This window comes from Shewanella sp. 1CM18E (genome assembly GCF_023161665.1).
Taxonomy (GTDB): Bacteria; Pseudomonadota; Gammaproteobacteria; order Enterobacterales; family Shewanellaceae; genus Shewanella.
On record NZ_JALNTW010000008.1, the window covers coordinates 224,310 to 240,291 of the forward strand.

13 protein-coding genes and 3 tRNA genes are annotated in these 15,982 nt (G+C 44.0%); 4 read left to right on the forward strand and 12 right to left on the reverse strand.

The window, feature by feature from the left end; genetic code table 11:
• Positions 1-45: 45 nt before the first annotated feature.
• Positions 46-1,821: a flavocytochrome c gene (locus tag MSG37_RS12825; RefSeq protein ID WP_248471048.1), complete on the forward strand. Its 1,776-nt coding sequence runs from the start codon at positions 46-48 to the stop codon at positions 1,819-1,821.
• A gap of 104 nt (positions 1,822-1,925) precedes the next feature.
• Here MSG37_RS12825 and MSG37_RS12830 read toward each other — a convergent pair whose 3' ends face one another.
• The 8 genes from MSG37_RS12830 to hemA form a co-directional block, all read right to left on the reverse strand.
• Positions 1,926-3,488 (reverse strand): AbgT family transporter, encoded by a 1,563-nt coding sequence (locus MSG37_RS12830; RefSeq protein ID WP_248471049.1) that lies wholly within the window; start codon positions 3,486-3,488, stop codon positions 1,926-1,928.
• 214 nt (positions 3,489-3,702) lie between these two features.
• On the reverse strand, positions 3,703-4,551 hold the full coding sequence (kdsA, locus tag MSG37_RS12835) for a 3-deoxy-8-phosphooctulonate synthase (protein ID WP_248471050.1): 849 nt from the start codon (positions 4,549-4,551) through the stop codon (positions 3,703-3,705).
• 69 nt (positions 4,552-4,620) lie between these two features.
• Complete coding sequence (locus MSG37_RS12840) at positions 4,621-5,889, reverse strand: DUF819 family protein (protein WP_248471051.1); 1,269 nt, start codon at positions 5,887-5,889, stop codon at positions 4,621-4,623.
• A 198-nt stretch (positions 5,890-6,087) separates the two neighbouring features.
• Positions 6,088-6,876, reverse strand: coding sequence for a tetratricopeptide repeat protein (locus MSG37_RS12845; RefSeq protein ID WP_248471052.1), 789 nt, complete (start codon positions 6,874-6,876; stop codon positions 6,088-6,090).
• The gene (locus tag MSG37_RS12850; protein WP_248471053.1) at positions 6,876-7,271 is read right to left on the reverse strand and encodes a SirB2 family protein; all 396 of its coding nucleotides are present in this window, start codon (positions 7,269-7,271) and stop codon (positions 6,876-6,878) included. Before MSG37_RS12850 ends, MSG37_RS12845 begins: the two co-directional genes overlap by 1 nt.
• A 206-nt stretch (positions 7,272-7,477) precedes the next feature.
• A complete protein-coding gene (gene prmC, locus MSG37_RS12855; protein ID WP_248471054.1) occupies positions 7,478-8,320 on the reverse strand; it encodes a peptide chain release factor N(5)-glutamine methyltransferase in 843 nt (280 codons plus the stop codon).
• Positions 8,321-8,365: 45 nt separating this feature from the next.
• Entirely contained in the window at positions 8,366-9,451 is a 1,086-nt protein-coding gene (gene prfA, locus MSG37_RS12860; RefSeq protein WP_248471055.1) for a peptide chain release factor 1, read from the reverse strand.
• Positions 9,452-9,464: 13 nt separating this feature from the next.
• Positions 9,465-10,715, reverse strand: a complete 1,251-nt coding sequence (gene hemA, locus MSG37_RS12865) for a glutamyl-tRNA reductase (protein WP_248471056.1) — start codon at positions 10,713-10,715, stop codon at positions 9,465-9,467.
• Between the two features lie 269 nt (positions 10,716-10,984).
• Between hemA and lolB the strand changes: the two genes are divergently transcribed.
• The 3 genes from lolB to MSG37_RS12880 all read left to right on the forward strand — a co-directional run bounded on the left by lolB (position 10,985) and on the right by MSG37_RS12880 (position 13,510).
• Entirely contained in the window at positions 10,985-11,644 is a 660-nt protein-coding gene (gene lolB, locus MSG37_RS12870; protein ID WP_248471057.1) for a lipoprotein insertase outer membrane protein LolB, read from the forward strand.
• Complete coding sequence (gene ispE, locus MSG37_RS12875) at positions 11,641-12,495, forward strand: 4-(cytidine 5'-diphospho)-2-C-methyl-D-erythritol kinase (protein WP_248471058.1); 855 nt, start codon at positions 11,641-11,643, stop codon at positions 12,493-12,495. Before lolB ends, ispE begins: the two co-directional genes overlap by 4 nt.
• 67 nt (positions 12,496-12,562) lie before the next feature.
• A complete protein-coding gene (locus MSG37_RS12880) occupies positions 12,563-13,510 on the forward strand; it encodes a ribose-phosphate pyrophosphokinase (RefSeq protein WP_028769213.1) in 948 nt (315 codons plus the stop codon).
• Between the two features lie 89 nt (positions 13,511-13,599).
• Here MSG37_RS12880 and MSG37_RS12885 read toward each other — a convergent pair whose 3' ends face one another.
• The 4 genes from MSG37_RS12885 to MSG37_RS12900 form a co-directional block, all read right to left on the reverse strand.
• The gene (locus MSG37_RS12885; RefSeq protein ID WP_248471059.1) at positions 13,600-15,342 is read right to left on the reverse strand and encodes a hypothetical protein; all 1,743 of its coding nucleotides are present in this window, start codon (positions 15,340-15,342) and stop codon (positions 13,600-13,602) included.
• A 194-nt stretch (positions 15,343-15,536) separates the two neighbouring features.
• Positions 15,537-15,611, reverse strand: a tRNA-Gln gene (locus tag MSG37_RS12890).
• A 49-nt stretch (positions 15,612-15,660) separates the two neighbouring features.
• Positions 15,661-15,745: transfer RNA gene (locus MSG37_RS12895), tRNA-Leu, on the reverse strand.
• A gap of 160 nt (positions 15,746-15,905) precedes the next feature.
• Positions 15,906-15,980 (reverse strand) — tRNA-Gln (locus tag MSG37_RS12900).
• Positions 15,981-15,982 lie beyond the last annotated feature (2 nt).

Below are 15,982 nucleotides of genomic sequence, written 5' to 3' on the forward strand. Positions count from 1 at the left end.
CAGGGTGACAACAAAACACCTGAATAACAAAACTTGGAGCAAATGATGAAACTAAATAAAATCAGTTCGATAATGGCAGTATTGCTATTAACTTCTGGCGCTGCTGTTGCGAAAAGCAATGATCTTGCAGGTTTCCATGCCAATATGGCTGGTTGTGACTCTTGCCACACCTCAGCCAAGTTAAAAGATATCAAAAAAGGCTTAACTGATAGCCAAACACATGAAAACGCCCAATGTAAATCTTGCCATGGCTCTTATGAAGAACTAGCCAATAACAAGCTCGCATTTGATCCCCATACATCTCATTTAGGTGATATTAACTGTACCTCTTGCCACACAGCCCACGCTAAACCACAGTTAACATGTAATAACTGCCATAACTTTGAAATGGAAATGCCATTCGCTGATTCAAAAGCGAAAAAGAAATGGGATGGTTCATGGGAGCAAGCCAAAATTCAAAAGGCCATCGATAAAGGCCCAGTTGAAACTGTAGATGTCATCATAGTTGGTGGTGGTTCTGCTGGCTTTAACGCAGCAATTTCAGCCAAAGAAGCAGGTGCTAACGTTGTGCTCTTTGAAAAAGCTGCCTACACGGGCGGTAACTCTATGCTTGCAGCAGGTGGTATTAACGCTGTAGGTACACCACAACAAAAAGCCAAAGGCATTGAAGATACGGTTGAATGGTATGCAGAAGATGCAATGAAGGGCGGCCGTTACCAAAACGATCCTAAGCTAGTTAAGATCTTAGCTGAAGAGTCTGCAGACGCTGTAGCATGGCTTGAGTCTTTAGGCGCTAACATGAACGATTTAAAACGTTCTGGTGGAGCACGAGTAGAACGTACTCACCGCCCATCAGGTGGCGCTTCAGTTGGTCCACACATTATCGACACATTACGTAAAGCTGCAGACAAACGTGACATCCCAGTACGCGTAAACTCACGCGTTGAAAAGATTGTCCTCAACGATGATCAATCTATTGCTGGTGTTGTCGTTCATGGCCGTCACAGCGGTTACAACATGATTGCCGCAGACTCAGTTGTACTGGCTACCGGTGGCTACGGCATGAATAAAGAGATGGTATCTTACTACCGTCCAACCATGAAAGACATGAGCAGCTCAAACAACGTAACAGCGACTGGTGACGGTATCACGCTTGCTAAAGAAGTTGGCGCATCAATGACTGATATCGACTGGGTTCAAGCTCACCCAACAGTAGGTAAAGACAGCCGTATTCTTATCTCTGAAACCGTTCGTGGTGTAGGCGCAATCATGGTTAATACCGATGGTGAGCGTTTCATTAACGAGCTAACAACCCGTGACCGTGCATCTGATGCCATCCTTAAGCAGAAAGATCAATACGCTTGGTTAGTGTTCGATGAGCAGTTAGTTGAAAAGAAAAAGATGGTTCGCGGTTATGAACATCTTGGCATGTTAAGCAAAGCAAACACCATTGCTGAACTCGCTAAAATTACTGGTATGAGCCAACTTGAAGCAACGACTGCTGAATACAACAAGTATCAAGCAAGCGGTAAAGACGCGAAGTTTAACCGTGAAGATATGCCACTTGACCTAAGCAAAGCACCTTTCTACGCAGTGAAGGTTGCTCCTGGTATTCACCACACTATGGGTGGCGTTGCAGTAGATACCGACACTAACGTGTTGAACCTACAAAGCTGGAAAATGCCTGGCCTATTTGCTGCTGGCGAAGTGACTGGCGGCGTACATGGCTATAACCGCCTAGGCGGTAATGCGATTGCAGATACCGTAGTATTTGGTCGTAAAGCGGGTGAAAACGCCGCTAAGCACGCACTCGCTAAGTAATATTTCACACCCTCATCCCCCTGTAAACAAAAGGCCAAGTCAGTAGACTTGGCCTTTTTATTATTCACGTATTAGTGTTTATATCGAAGCGCTAGACTTAAATATTACAGTCCGTAGGTGTAGCTAGCACCGAGTCCTAATGGGAAACCTAATGCCCAATAAGCCAGCAACCACACACTCCAGATAGATAGCAGCGCTAAACTAAATGGCAGCATCATAGAGATCAGTGTGCCGATACCGATGTTTTTCACATAACGCTGACAATAAACAACCACTAACGGGAAGTACGGCATCAGCGGCGTAATGATGTTAGAACTTGAATCACCCACACGGTAAGCCGCTTGCGATAGGTCTGGGCTGATATTAAGTTGCATCAACATAGGCACAAGTACTGGACCAATCAGTGCCCACTTAGCCGATGATGAACCGACAAACAAATTCACAAAGCCCACTAAAATAATCATACCCACAACGGTAATTTCAGCAGGTAGGTTAAGTGCTTTAAGACCACCAGCACCTTCAACCGCGATTAACGCACCAAGGTTTGATGCCGAAAACGCTGCCACAAACTGCGCGCAGAAAAATGCCATAACGATGTAGTGCGACATACCACTCATCGATTTAGACATAGCTTGTACCACATCCCCCGAAGTCTTAAATGCACCAGTCATATAACCGTACACGAGACCTGGCAACATAAAGAAGATGAAAATCAGTGGCACAATTGACTGCATCAACGGTGCTTTAAAGCTCGTTAGGGAGCCATCAGCGTCACGTAATGTAGAGGTTTCAGGCACGGTTAACGAGAAGAACGCCGCAATCGCCACAACCATCACTAAAGTCGCTATGCGAAATGCTTTGATCTCAGATGGCTTTTCTTCTTCCATCGCAGGAAGATCCACCTCTTCACGGTTAACCTTATGGGTGCGATTTAAACGTGGCTCTAGCACTTTATCTGTTAGATACCAGATAAGCAGAGTAATCGGGATACAAGATGAAGCCGCAAAGAACCAGTTATTTAGCGGGTTAACTTCAATATCAGGATCGACGATTTGCGCCGCTGCTTGAGTAAAGCTTTGCAGTAATGGATCAATGCCAGATGGAATAAAGTTAGCGCAGAACCCCCCAGATACACCAGCAAACGCGGCAGCAATACCCGCTAACGGGTGACGACCAACAGTAAAGAAGATCACACCTGCAAGCGGAATAACCACTACATAGCCAGCATCTGTGGCGGTATGAGAGATAATACCGACTAACACAACTGCAGGAGTTAGAAACTTAGCCGGGGTAATTTTCAACATGCGCTTGAGCGCTGTGTTAATAAAGCCCGAATGCTCAGCAACACCCACACCTAACATTGCCACTAGCACTACGCCTAATGGTGCAAATGCGGTGAATGTGGTCACCATCGAAGTTAAAAAGTGCGTTAATGCATCTGCACTTAAGAGGTTATTCACCACAATGGGTGAATTAGTGCGCGGATCAATGGCATCAAAGCTTACGCCTGATAACAATGCCGATAACGCCCACACTGCAAACATTAAAATCAAAAATAGCATTGCAGGATCAGGTAACTTGTTACCTACTCTTTCAATGCTATCTAACGCTTTACCCAACATCCCTTGTGGCCCTTGATCCTCAAGCGCCTGTTTATCTGCTTTCATCATTCAACCTATTTTATTATGTCTCACATTAAACTGAACAAATGGCTGTAAATGCCATAATACGGCTTAATACCGAGTATTTTTATAACCTACTAGAATAAATGCCCAATCTGTATTTAAACTTAAATCATATCGATAAAAACAATAAAACCCTGTGATAAAACAGGGTTTTATATTTTTTAACCACTAACTAGAAGAATAAAATACTTTAAACTTACTTACTAGTGTCGATAGGGTCAAACGACTTAACTAAATCATCAATGGCTTTCATTTGTGTTAAGTAGTTCTCTAATTGATGCAGTGGCAATGCACATGGGCCGTCGCACTTAGCGTTATCTGGGTCTGGATGCGCTTCAATGAACAAACCCGCTAAACCTAGTGCCATACCACTACGTGCAAGCTCAGTTGCTTGAGCGCGGCGTCCACCAGCGCTATCGGCACGTCCACCTGGGCGTTGCAGCGCATGAGTTGCATCAAAAATCACTGGGTAGCCGGTTTGCTTCATTTCATCCATACCTAGCATATCAACAACTAAGTTGTTGTAACCAAAGCTTGAGCCACGCTCACACAGCATGATTTCATCATTACCTGCTTCGTTAAACTTAGTGATGATATGACGCATTTCGTGTGGCGCTAAAAACTGTGGTTTTTTCACGTTGATAATAGCGCCGGTCTTTGCCATAGCAACCACAAGATCGGTTTGACGTGCTAGGAATGCTGGAAGCTGGATAACATCAACTACTTCAGCAACTGGTGCACACTGGTGTACTTCATGTACGTCAGTGATTAATGGCAAATTGAAAGTCGACTTAATTTCTTCAAAGATCTTTAAGCCTTCTTCCATGCCTGGACCACGGTAAGAGTTCACTGATGAGCGGTTAGCCTTGTCAAAAGATGCCTTAAACACATAAGGGATCCCTAGTTTTTGTGTCACTTCAGCATAGGTCTCTGCAATTTGCATTGCTAAGTCACGTGACTCAAGCACGTTCATACCACCAAATAACACAAATGGCTTATCGTTAGCGATCTCTATCGAACCTAAACTAATGATTTTATTGCTCATCAATCTTTTCTCTCTTCGTGAGCCAAGGCCATTGCCTTAGCATTATTCAAATACATTGTCGCTGCCGCGTTAACTCGCCACAGCTTGTAAAATCTGGCCGCAAATCCATGCCATATAAGTGCCTAAAGCATAGCCTAATACCGCAAGGAGCACACCTACTGGCGCCAGTGCTGGATGGAATGCTGCCGCAACAACAGGCGCCGATGCAGCGCCGCCAACGTTGGCTTGGCTACCCACCGCCATGTAAAACAGTGGCGCTTTTATCAATTTAGCCACGATTAGCATAAAGCTTGCGTGCACTATCATCCAAATCATACCAATGGCAAAGTACCAAAGGTTTTCAGTATCGGCGAGTTTTGATACATCCATATGCAGACCAATGGTGGCCACTAGAATATATAAAAACGCTGAAGCCACTTTTGATGCTCCTGCCGCTTCTAAGTGGCGTACAGGACTAAATGACATCGCTAAACCAATTGATGTCACGGTGACGATTAACCAGAAAAATTTCGAGGTTAAGCTGTAATCACGGGTCCATGGGTAATTGGTTTCAAAAAATGGTCCTAAGAAATCAGCAGCAATATGCGCTAGACCCGTCACACCAAAACCAACTGCCACAATCATCATCAAGTCATTTAAACTTGGAATGCGTGCGTTTTCAGCGTGGTACTTCTCAACTTTATCTTTTAATGCTTCAAGCGCCGACGTGTCAGCGCCTGTTTTGGCATCTATCTGCTTAGCTTTTGATGCCATAAACAACAACACCGCCATCCAGATATTGGCCACAATCACGTCAACGGTGATCATGATCGAGAAGATATCACCGCCCGCTTCGTAAATCTCTTTCATCGCGGCTTGGTTGGCACCGCCGCCAATCCAACTACCCGCTAGCGTGGTCATGCCGCGCCATACAGCGTCAGGCCCGGTCACACCTAAAATTTCAGGGTGAATTGCCGAGACAATTAATAATGCAATTGGGCCGCCAATAACAATACCGACAGTACCTGTTAAAAACATGACAATCGCTTTAGGGCCTAATGACAAAATCGCTTTTAAATCGACACTTAAAATCAATAAGACTAAACAAGCAGGTAATAGATAGCGTGAGGCAACATAGTAAAGCTGCGATGCATTACCATCAATAATATCGAAAGTATTTAGCAAAGACGGCAGGAAGTAACACATTAATAATGCTGGTACAAATGTATAAAACTTCTTCCAAAAAGGATTGCTACTGTTACTGGTATAAAACACAAAGCCAAGCACGACCGCTAAAATACCTAACGCTGTCGCGTCATTGGTGACCAGCGCGGTGGTCACTGTATCCGTACTACTCATGAACTCTATCCCCTAGAAATTGGCAATTTTTGCCTAATTATTATTTTTCAGATTCAATTTGTTGGTATAACTATTTTTGTTTTTATTGCACTGCTAGTGCGTATTGCTTGTTAACACTGCGCGCTATTTTTATTAAGGTAAATCTATTTCACACGGGTGTATCAACACAAAAGGGCCTTATTGGCCCTGTTGTGTTACTTAATGGAAAGTCTCAACTTCCTCTTTAAGCTCTTTTAATTGCATCTTCACCAATTCAATCACTGGGTCGTGCGGACTGTTCTCAACAAAATGGGTTAAGTCAGCCGCAGCAACACTAATACAACCCAGTTGTTGGGCGATAAAAGCACGTTCACGATTTAAGTTTAAATCGTCGCTATGCCATTGCAGCAACAAGTTACAACATTCAAGTGCGGGTTCGAAATTATGCGCAACAATACTACCGGCTTTCATTTCATGAAGCATACGCGAAAGAATACGCTTAACACTCGCTGGCTTTAAGTAGCTAGGCTTAAACTTAGCCGCATTACCTAACTCTCCGCGCACAAAAACGTGCAACTGATGTTTTGACAAATCAGCACCCGTTAACGGGTCAATGTAGCGCACCACATCGTCAATACGGCTATACAGCACAGTTTGACCAGGCAATAACAACAGCTCAAGCTTCAAGTCTAACTGCTTTGCTAGCAGCATTAATACTGTTGCTAACGTGGTACTGTTGCCTTGTCTTGAGGTGATGCATTTGCCTAGGTCCGCTGACTCTGCGCTGTAATAGTCTTGACGAGGGCAAAAGCCTAAGTCGTTATAGAACCAACGAAATAGTCCATTTAAACGCTCATGTCTATCGACCACGTAAAAGCTCAACACTGAGCCGGCTAATTCTAGCCAAGCCCAGTTAGCATTTTTAAGCTTAGAAAAACCTAAATGCTCAGCAATTTCAAAGGCCGTTTCTGGCAGTTGAATAGAATCGTTGTGGGTTAAATCAGCCATTAACCGAGTAACACCCCTTGCTTAAGGATCGCAAGTTTAGCTGCATATACAACCCAACCAATTGCGCCGAATGCTGCAAATACTTTAAACAACGCGTTACGATCTGCTTTAAGTGCGATAGTCGCTAATGCGATATAAGCAACTACTGCGCCCAACTTTTCAGTCATCCAAGGATCAACAAAAGGATACTGCTTAATTTGGAAGCACAAGATCAAACCTGAAAGCAGTAAGAAAGTATCGATAACGTGAGGCGCTATTTTAATAGCTTTCTTTTGTAGTACAGGAGATTTACGCATATGGAGCACAAAACGGACTAAGAAAAACAATACGCTGGTCGCGATAAGCGTCATATGCATGTGCTTAAACGCTGGATATAAACTGTAAAAAGTGTCCATGAATAAAGGTCTGTTAGCTGATAAAGGCGGCTAGTGTAACCTATACCTGAATCCATAACCAATATCCCGCGAATACAAGCTGCAGAACTGCTCAAAGTTTAGCCTTACGCTTTTTTAAACCTCTTAATTTAATAACCCTCAATATAAAACAGCCAATAAAAAAGGCACTATAAAAATAGTGCCTCTTAGTAACTGATGTCAGCGGTTTAACGCGGCCAACGACCAATAGTGCAGCGATCATTACTGCCAAAATCTCTCACTGTTGCAACGTTCTCATAGCCCAGTTCAACTAACTTTTCTCTAAGCTCAATCGCTTGCTGATAGCCGTGCTCAAGCAGCAAATAACCGCCAGGTGCTAGGTAATCACGTGCGCACTCAGCAATATGAAACAGATCAGCAAAACCTCTTAATGGTGCAGTTAACGCGCTTTGCGGCTCAAAACGAACATCACCTTGAGATAAGTGCTCGTCTTCTTCGTCAATGTAAGGTGGGTTAGACACGATTAAGTTAAAGTCGTAACACTCAACGGCATCAAACCAATCACTTTGAAACACATCAACTTGTTCAAGCTTTAGATTAGTGCGATTTTCTTTGGCTAATGCGACAGCATCTTCCACTTTATCAATTGCACACACTTGCCATTCATTGCGCTCATGGGCAAGTGACAAAGCTATCGCGCCAGTGCCTGTCCCCAAATCGAGTACTTTAGCGTTTTCGGCTAAAGGTAGATTCAGAGCCGTTTCAACTAAAATTTCAGTATCAGGGCGTGGAATAAGCGTGGTTGGATTAACCCGAAACGGCAGTGACCAAAACTCACGCTCACCAACAATGTGGGCAATAGGATTACCACGTAATCGTTTGGCAAGCATTTGCTTAAACTCAGACACTTCTTCTGGCTCTAAGCTTTTTTCAGGCCAAGTGTATAGATAGCTACGCGGTTTGCTAATAACATGAAGTAGCATCACCTCAGCATCGAGTGATGCAGAGTCTGAAATACTTTCAAGCTGAGAAGAGGCCCATTTAAGCGCCCCTGAAATAGTTAGTTGCAAGGAATATCCTTATTCATCTGTAGCACAGTATGAGAGAGGTGAAGCTTATGCTTCACCCAGTGCTGCAAGCATATCCGCTTGGTTTTCTAAAATGAGAGGCTCGATAACGCAATCGATATCGCCTTCCATAAATTCGCCTAGACGGTACAGAGTTAAGTTAATTCTGTGCTCACTAACACGACCTTGTGGGAAGTTATAGGTACGAATACGCTCAGAACGATCACCAGAAGATACCAAGTTACGACGAGTACTTTCTTCAGCACTGCGACGCTTCTCGTCTTCTACCGCTTGAATACGTGCAGCAAGTACACTCATCGCTTGGGCACGGTTTTTGTGCTGTGAACGCTGATCTTGACACTCTACAACAATACCCGTTGGAATATGGGTAATACGAATGGCCGAATCGGTTTTGTTTACGTGCTGACCACCAGCGCCTGATGCGCGGAAAGTATCCACTTTCAGATCGGCTTTATTAATTTCAATCGCTTCAGCTTCTGGCACTTCTGGTAATACAATGACTGTACACGCAGAGGTGTGAACACGGCCTTGAGATTCAGTTTCTGGCACACGTTGTACACGGTGGCCGCCCGATTCAAACTTCAGCTTACCGTAAACGCCGTCACCACTGATTTTAGCGATAACTTCTTTGAAACCGCCATGCTCACCTTCGTTGGTGTTCATGACTTCAATTTGCCAGCGCTTGCTTTCGGCAAACTTGCTGTACATACGGAACAGATCGCCCGCAAAAATAGCCGCTTCATCACCACCCGCACCTGCGCGAATTTCGATAAAGCAGTTATTGTCATCATTAGGATCTTTTGGCAGTAGCAGAATTTGCAATTCATCTTCTAGCACTGCAATCGTAGCTTTTGCTGCTTTGTACTCTTCCTGAGCCATCTCTTTAAGATCGGCGTCGTCTTCTTCCATCATCTCTTTGGCAGATTCTAAATCTTCTTCTGCTTGTTGAAATGCTTTAAAAGCTTTAACCACTTCTTCTAATTGAGAGTATTCCTTAGACAAGGCGCGAAAACGCTCCTGATCAGCGATAACACCAGCATCGCTCAGTAACGCTAATACTTCTTCATTACGTTCAAGTAAGCCTTCAAGCTTACGAATCACACTGTCCTTCATTTAAACGCTAACCTTAGTCTTTATCTAGTCCAAGCACAGCTCTTAATTGTCCAAGAGAATTTAAATCCCCTTGGCGACTCGCAGCGGTAAGCGCTTGTGTCGGCGCATGGATCAGCTTGTTGGTGAGCTTATTGGCAAGTTCCAGTAAGACTTGCTCACAGTTACCACCTTGGGCCAATTTATTGACCGCTCGCTCTACCAACTCATCTTTAATCGCCATACTTTGGGTGCGATATTCACGGATACTGTCAACCGACTCCAATGAGCGGATCCATTCCATAAATAGATGAGCTTGATCGTCTGCAATTAATTCTGCTTGCTGGGCGGCTTCTCTTCGAGAGGCCATATTCTGTTCAATAATGCTTTGCAAGTCATCGACGGTATAGAGGAATGCATCATCTAAATCCGCGACTTCAGCCTCGATATCTCGAGGAACTGCTATATCAACCAATAACATAGGTTGATGACGACGTTGCTTAAGCGCTTTTTCTACCATGCCTTTACCGAGTATTGGTAAAGGGCTAGCCGTAGAGGATATCACGATATCGGCCTTAGGGAGAAAATCTGGGATCTGTTCGAGTGTAATAGCTGTTGCGCCGAACTCTTCACACATGGCTTCAGCACGTGAAATTGTACGGTTTGCAACCACCATGGTGCTCACACCATTGTCTTTTAAGTGGCGGGCAACTAACTCAATGGTCTCACCTGCACCGACCAATAATACTTGGGTCGTACTCAGTGATGAGAAAATATGCTTTGCCATGCTCACTGCAGCAAATGCTACCGAGACAGCTGCAGCACCAATTTCAGTCTCAGTACGGATTTTTTTAGCAACGGAAAAGGTATTTTGAAATAACTTATCCATTGTTGAACCGACACTGCCAGCCTCTTTTGCCTTCACAAAAGATTGCTTAACTTGACCTAAAATTTGCGGTTCACCCAAAATCAGTGAATCTAAACCAGCAGATACACGCATCAAATGCTTTACTGCTTCTTGATCTTGATATTGGTAAAGGCAAGGCTCAACAGCTTCATGGGACAGTTGATGATATTCTTCAAGCCATGCAACTACATCAGCGGCTTCACTGTTATTACAGTAAAGTTCTGTACGGTTACAGGTTGAAATAATGACGGCTTCGCCCGATGGAGTAAGAGACGCTAGACTCTTCATGGCATCATGAATTCTGTCTGGTGCGAAAGCTACTTTCTCACGTAGGTCGACCGTGGCCGTTTTATGGTTAATTCCGATTGCTACAAGGCTCATTTGACTCGTTCTGGACTCTTGGGCATCTCATTTATGGTTGCCATTCTACTGAATTGATTTTGTTAAAAACAGAATACGCTTAACAAAACCGAATAATAATCTCGGTTCTTACCCATTTTTTCAATTAGCATCACTTTTTTAACTATTTTCACATAGATATTTCACGCTTTAACCGCAATGAGCATTGTGCAATTGGTTATTTTTGCATATGGGCATTGGTAATTTATCCAAGCCCTCGTATCATAAGGGCTCTTTTATATCAGTAATAGATGAATAATTTGAGCCGGTTCACAAAAAACACTTATCTATGGGTGATGCTTAGCACCATTTTCATTAGTGGTTGCTCAACTACCATACCAGACAACCTTATTCCCGTCTCTGTTAACAAAGTGCAGCAAGCTAGCGCCTGGGAAATGCAAGGTAAGCTCGCCGTGAGAACCTCACAAGACAGGTTTAGCACTAATATATATTGGCTACATAGCCCACAAAGAGAGGAGTTAACCCTCACTACGATGTTGGGCACGACAATATTATCTTTAACTAGCCAAGACGGACTTGTTACGCTTGATGTCGACGGTAAAACCTATCAAGACACCAATGCTCAACGCCTGCTGACCCGAGTCTCTGGTTGGCCTATTCCTATTGACTCTTTACCCCTTTGGCTAACAGGCCAACTTACCGAGGGCGATAAGCTTATTAGCAGCGATAGCCTGCAAAGGCCGAGTAAGTTAATTAACTCTCAGCAACTACCACCTTGGCAAGTTGAGTTTAAAAGCTGGCAGAAACAAAGTGGGGCTGATGTACCAAGATTGCTCAACTTAACCCGCGATGATCTGCGCCTCAAATTACAGCTTAATAAATGGCAAGCACTTGCCCCAGAAAACCAAACACTGATAAAGCCACTGTCAGGCACTGAGAACTCTTTATGACTACGCAACTTTCATTGGGCTGGCCAGCCCCTGCAAAACTGAATCTATTCCTGCACATTAATGGCCGTCGTGAAGATGGCTACCATGAACTTCAAACATTATTCCAATTTGTTGAACATTGTGATTATCTAGATTTTAAAGTGTTAAATAAGCCAACCCTAAAGTTACACTCGAATATGGCTGGCGTTGTTGCCGACAGCGATAACTTAATTCTCAAAGCCGCAAAATCACTGCAGGCTCGTACAAATTGTCAGCTAGGCGCAGAAATTTGGCTTGATAAACGCTTACCTATGGGCGGTGGGCTCGGTGGTGGTTCATCAGACGCAGCTACGACACTTGTTGCGTTAAACCAACTGTGGAACACGGGGTTATCAAGCAGCGAACTTGCCGAAATCGGATTAAGCCTTGGCGCTGATGTCCCTGTTTTTATTAATGGTTTCGCAGCGTTTGCCGAAGGTGTTGGTGAAAAATTAGTTAATGTTGAGCCAAACCAGCCTTGGTATTTAGTATTGATCCCAGAGGTACATGTATCGACCGCTGAGATTTTCCAAGACCCAGATCTGCCGCGAAATACCGCGAAAGTCAGCCTTGATGCATTAATGAGCAGCGAATGGAAAAATGACTGCCAAGCTTTAGTCGCAAAACGTCACCCTCAAGTTGCCAAAACCTTAGACTGGCTGCTAGAATATGCGCCGTCCAGAATGACCGGAACCGGAGCATGTGTTTTTGGTCAATTCGAACAGGAGCATGAAGCTAAAGATGTATTGGCGAAACTGCCTGCATCAATAAAAGGCTTTGTTGCAAAAGGGGCAAATAAATCGCCGTTAATGTTGAGATTAGCTCAACATTAACCACTTTCTGGGATAACCTTTTTTAATCCCAGCCACAATCATGAAGCATACGCCTGAGGTTCCTACAGTGCCTGACATTAAACTTTTTGCCGGTAACGCTACACCTAGTCTCGCTAAGAAGATAGCCGATCGTCTATTTTGTAAACTTGGAGACGCAGAGGTAGGCGTTTTCAGTGACGGCGAAATCAGTGTCCAAATTAATGAAAATGTACGTGGTGCGGATGTATTCATCATTCAATCTACTTGCGCTCCTACTAACGATAACCTAATGGAACTTATCGTTATGGTTGACGCGCTTCGTCGTGCATCAGCTGGTCGTATTACAGCGGTTATTCCTTACTTTGGTTACGCGCGTCAGGACCGTCGTGTTCGTAGTGCTCGTGTACCTATTACAGCTAAAGTAGTTGCGGATTTCCTTTCAAGCGTTGGTGTTGACCGCGTATTGACTTGTGATCTTCACGCAGAGCAAATTCAAGGTTTCTTCGACGTTCCTGTTGATAACGTATTCGGTAGCCCAGTACTACTAGAAGATATGTTAGCTAAGAACCTAGAAAACCCTGTTGTTGTATCTCCAGACATCGGTGGCGTTGTACGCGCACGTGCAGTAGCTAAACTACTAGATGATTCTGACTTAGCAATTATTGATAAGCGTCGCCCACAAGCGAACGTTGCTCAAGTTATGCATATCATTGGTGACGTTCAAGGCCGTGACTGCATCATCGTTGATGACATGATCGATACTGGCGGTACACTTTGTAAAGCTGCTGAAGCACTAAAAGAGCACGGTGCAAACCGCGTATTCGCTTATGCTACTCACCCAGTATTCTCTGGTAACGCTGCTAAAAACATCGCTGAATCAGTTATTGATGAAGTGATTGTTACTGACACGATTCCATTGAGCCCTGAAATTGCTGCACTAGACAAAGTTTCACAGTTAACTATGTCTACTGTTATGGCTGAAGCAATTCGCCGCGTAAGCAACGAAGAATCAATCTCTGCCATGTTTAAGCACTAATTCTTGATGAATTAAGCTAAACAAGCAGTAATAAAAACGCACTCCAAAGAGTGCGTTTTTTTATGCCTTATCTTTAGCTAATCCATAATTTACGTCTTAGTCAATTTGGCAGGCAGGCTTTTGATAAACTTGTTGTACTTAAGTTTATTAAGCAGGCTTTGACCGTATTTCTGCTGTATAACTGGCAATGTGTGCTGAATATGAAAGGCCCCAAAACGGCCAAGATCAATCGTGTTCAAATAGCGACTGACTAAAGGTAAATGTGCAATATCAAATTCGGCCAAAGTCAAAACAATATCTGACAAGGCTGCTTTATGTTGGCTACCTCTGAGAGAGTATGCATCCCCATAAGCACAGAAATCCTCAACCATCTGTACCATCAGCTCTGCAGCAATCGGTAACTCAATAGCCATTGCAGCAAACTCCGCTTCTGTTCGCTGACTACCATCCCTGTCCTCTATCAGCCACTCAAGACGGCTCCCTTTGACATGCTCAACCAAACAAGCCGTGCGCTGTTGCATTTGTTGCAGCCCCTCAAGCAAACATTCGGGCAAGGCAAGATAGTCGATATTAATGACGTTGAGGCCCTCCTTGGTATAGGCTATTCTGAATGCCTCAGACATCTCTAGTTCCGCTTGCTTGCCATCTTGATAACTAACCATCAGTTGTGCAAATTCATTATCACAAGGCTTAACTTTGCTGATATCGACCACTTTAATATCAAAGTTGATCACTGCCAATTGCTGATCGCCTAACGTTTGCAGGTGATACCCATATTGATTAAATGCCACCTGATTCAGTGGATTCGACAAATCTCGGGGCTCGTCTACTTGCGCCGGCCTCACGAGCGCTGACATGCCAGCTAATTGGTGATCTTGCTGGCGATTACTCAAATAAATCTTACGTAATGCGCCATCTGTCCAGCAAAGCCAGCAAGCATCTTCATTATCGCTAAAGCGAATACCTTTAAGCGTATCAACCCACTCCTCAAGGGCATCTTCGACCTCATCGTCATCTACCTCTTCACCAGCAAAGTACGCTTTTAGAGTCTGACGCACCTCTAAATCAAGCATCTGCTCAGTATCATTGCCCAGCCAGCGGAGTGTTTTCACCCATAGCGTATTGAAGCTATTAAGATCGATAAGTTGTAACTGAAAACCCAGTTGCAGATCGCCATCAGTTTCTTTCCATGGCAGGGCGTCGACAGATGGCAGCAACGCGAGATCTCGTTTAGGGCATAGAGCAAGCATATTGCGAGTTTTAAATCGACCTGCAGCAGGAAGACTGTCGAGAGCATGGTAGTCAGCCTCTGCAGTAACAGGGTTAATTACCCAAAAGCCTTGGCTTCTTTTATGCAAATCTCTACTGCGTTTCTGATAGAAAACAAAGTTACCGTCACTGCGGCGATGTAGTTGCTGAATGTCTAGATATTCTGGCAATTGTATTTCGGTAATAAGGCTCCAATCTCTTAAAGACCAGCCATAAAGTCGATCGCCTTGCTCATCACCCATTTTAGCTGTAATGGCATACCAAAACTCTTGCCTTGTTTTATCAAGCCAGCCTTTGCCACCGTCTACGCCCATCACCGGCAAGCTTGATAGCAGAGTCAACTCACCTTCAATATTACCTTTGTAGATCTGCCCTGTTGTCGCCGCCACTACAAATTCAGCATCATTATAAAATTCTGCCAGGCTAATATCATGTTCACTACGCAATTCACTAAGTTCAAGTTGCCAATGCAGTGTATTACGTCCATCAGGCAAGGTAGAGAGTAGTTGTAGTTCAACGGCAAGGGTTGCACTTGGAATATGCAATATATAGGGTAGTTTCATCATTGATTCCATAACGGTAGTAAACGTTTCAATCACTTAGCGAGAGAATTTATACCAATTAGTATCAATTTAATAGTCGTTGAAAAGGTTAAAATGAAGGACAGATAGAATAGGGAGATATGCTAAAGCGATTCGAAAAGATTATAAAACGCCAAACGCAAAAAAGCCCATCCGAAGATGAGCTTTCTTTAATATGGCTGGGGTACCAGGATTTGAACCTGGGAATGCCGAGATCAAAACCCGGTGCCTTACCGCTTGGCGATACCCCAATCAAACTTTCTAACTCATAACCAGCCTAGGCTCGTTATGCTAAATAAATGGTACGGGAAGAGAGACTTGAACTCTCACACCTTACGGCACCAGAACCTAAATCTGGCGTGTCTACCAATTCCACCACTCCCGCACTGCATCTGTTTTTACATCTTGATTAAGATGGTGTTCAAAGCTGGCGTGTCTAATATCAACTACCACCGCTCTCACACTGAATCAGTTTTACATCTTGATTAAGATGGAGCTGAAAAGCACACTATCTATTTTACATCAGATAAAGATGAACTACAAAATGGCTGGGGTACCAGGATTTGAACCTGGGAATGCCGAGATCAAAACCCGGTGCCTTACCGCTTGGCGATACCCCAAT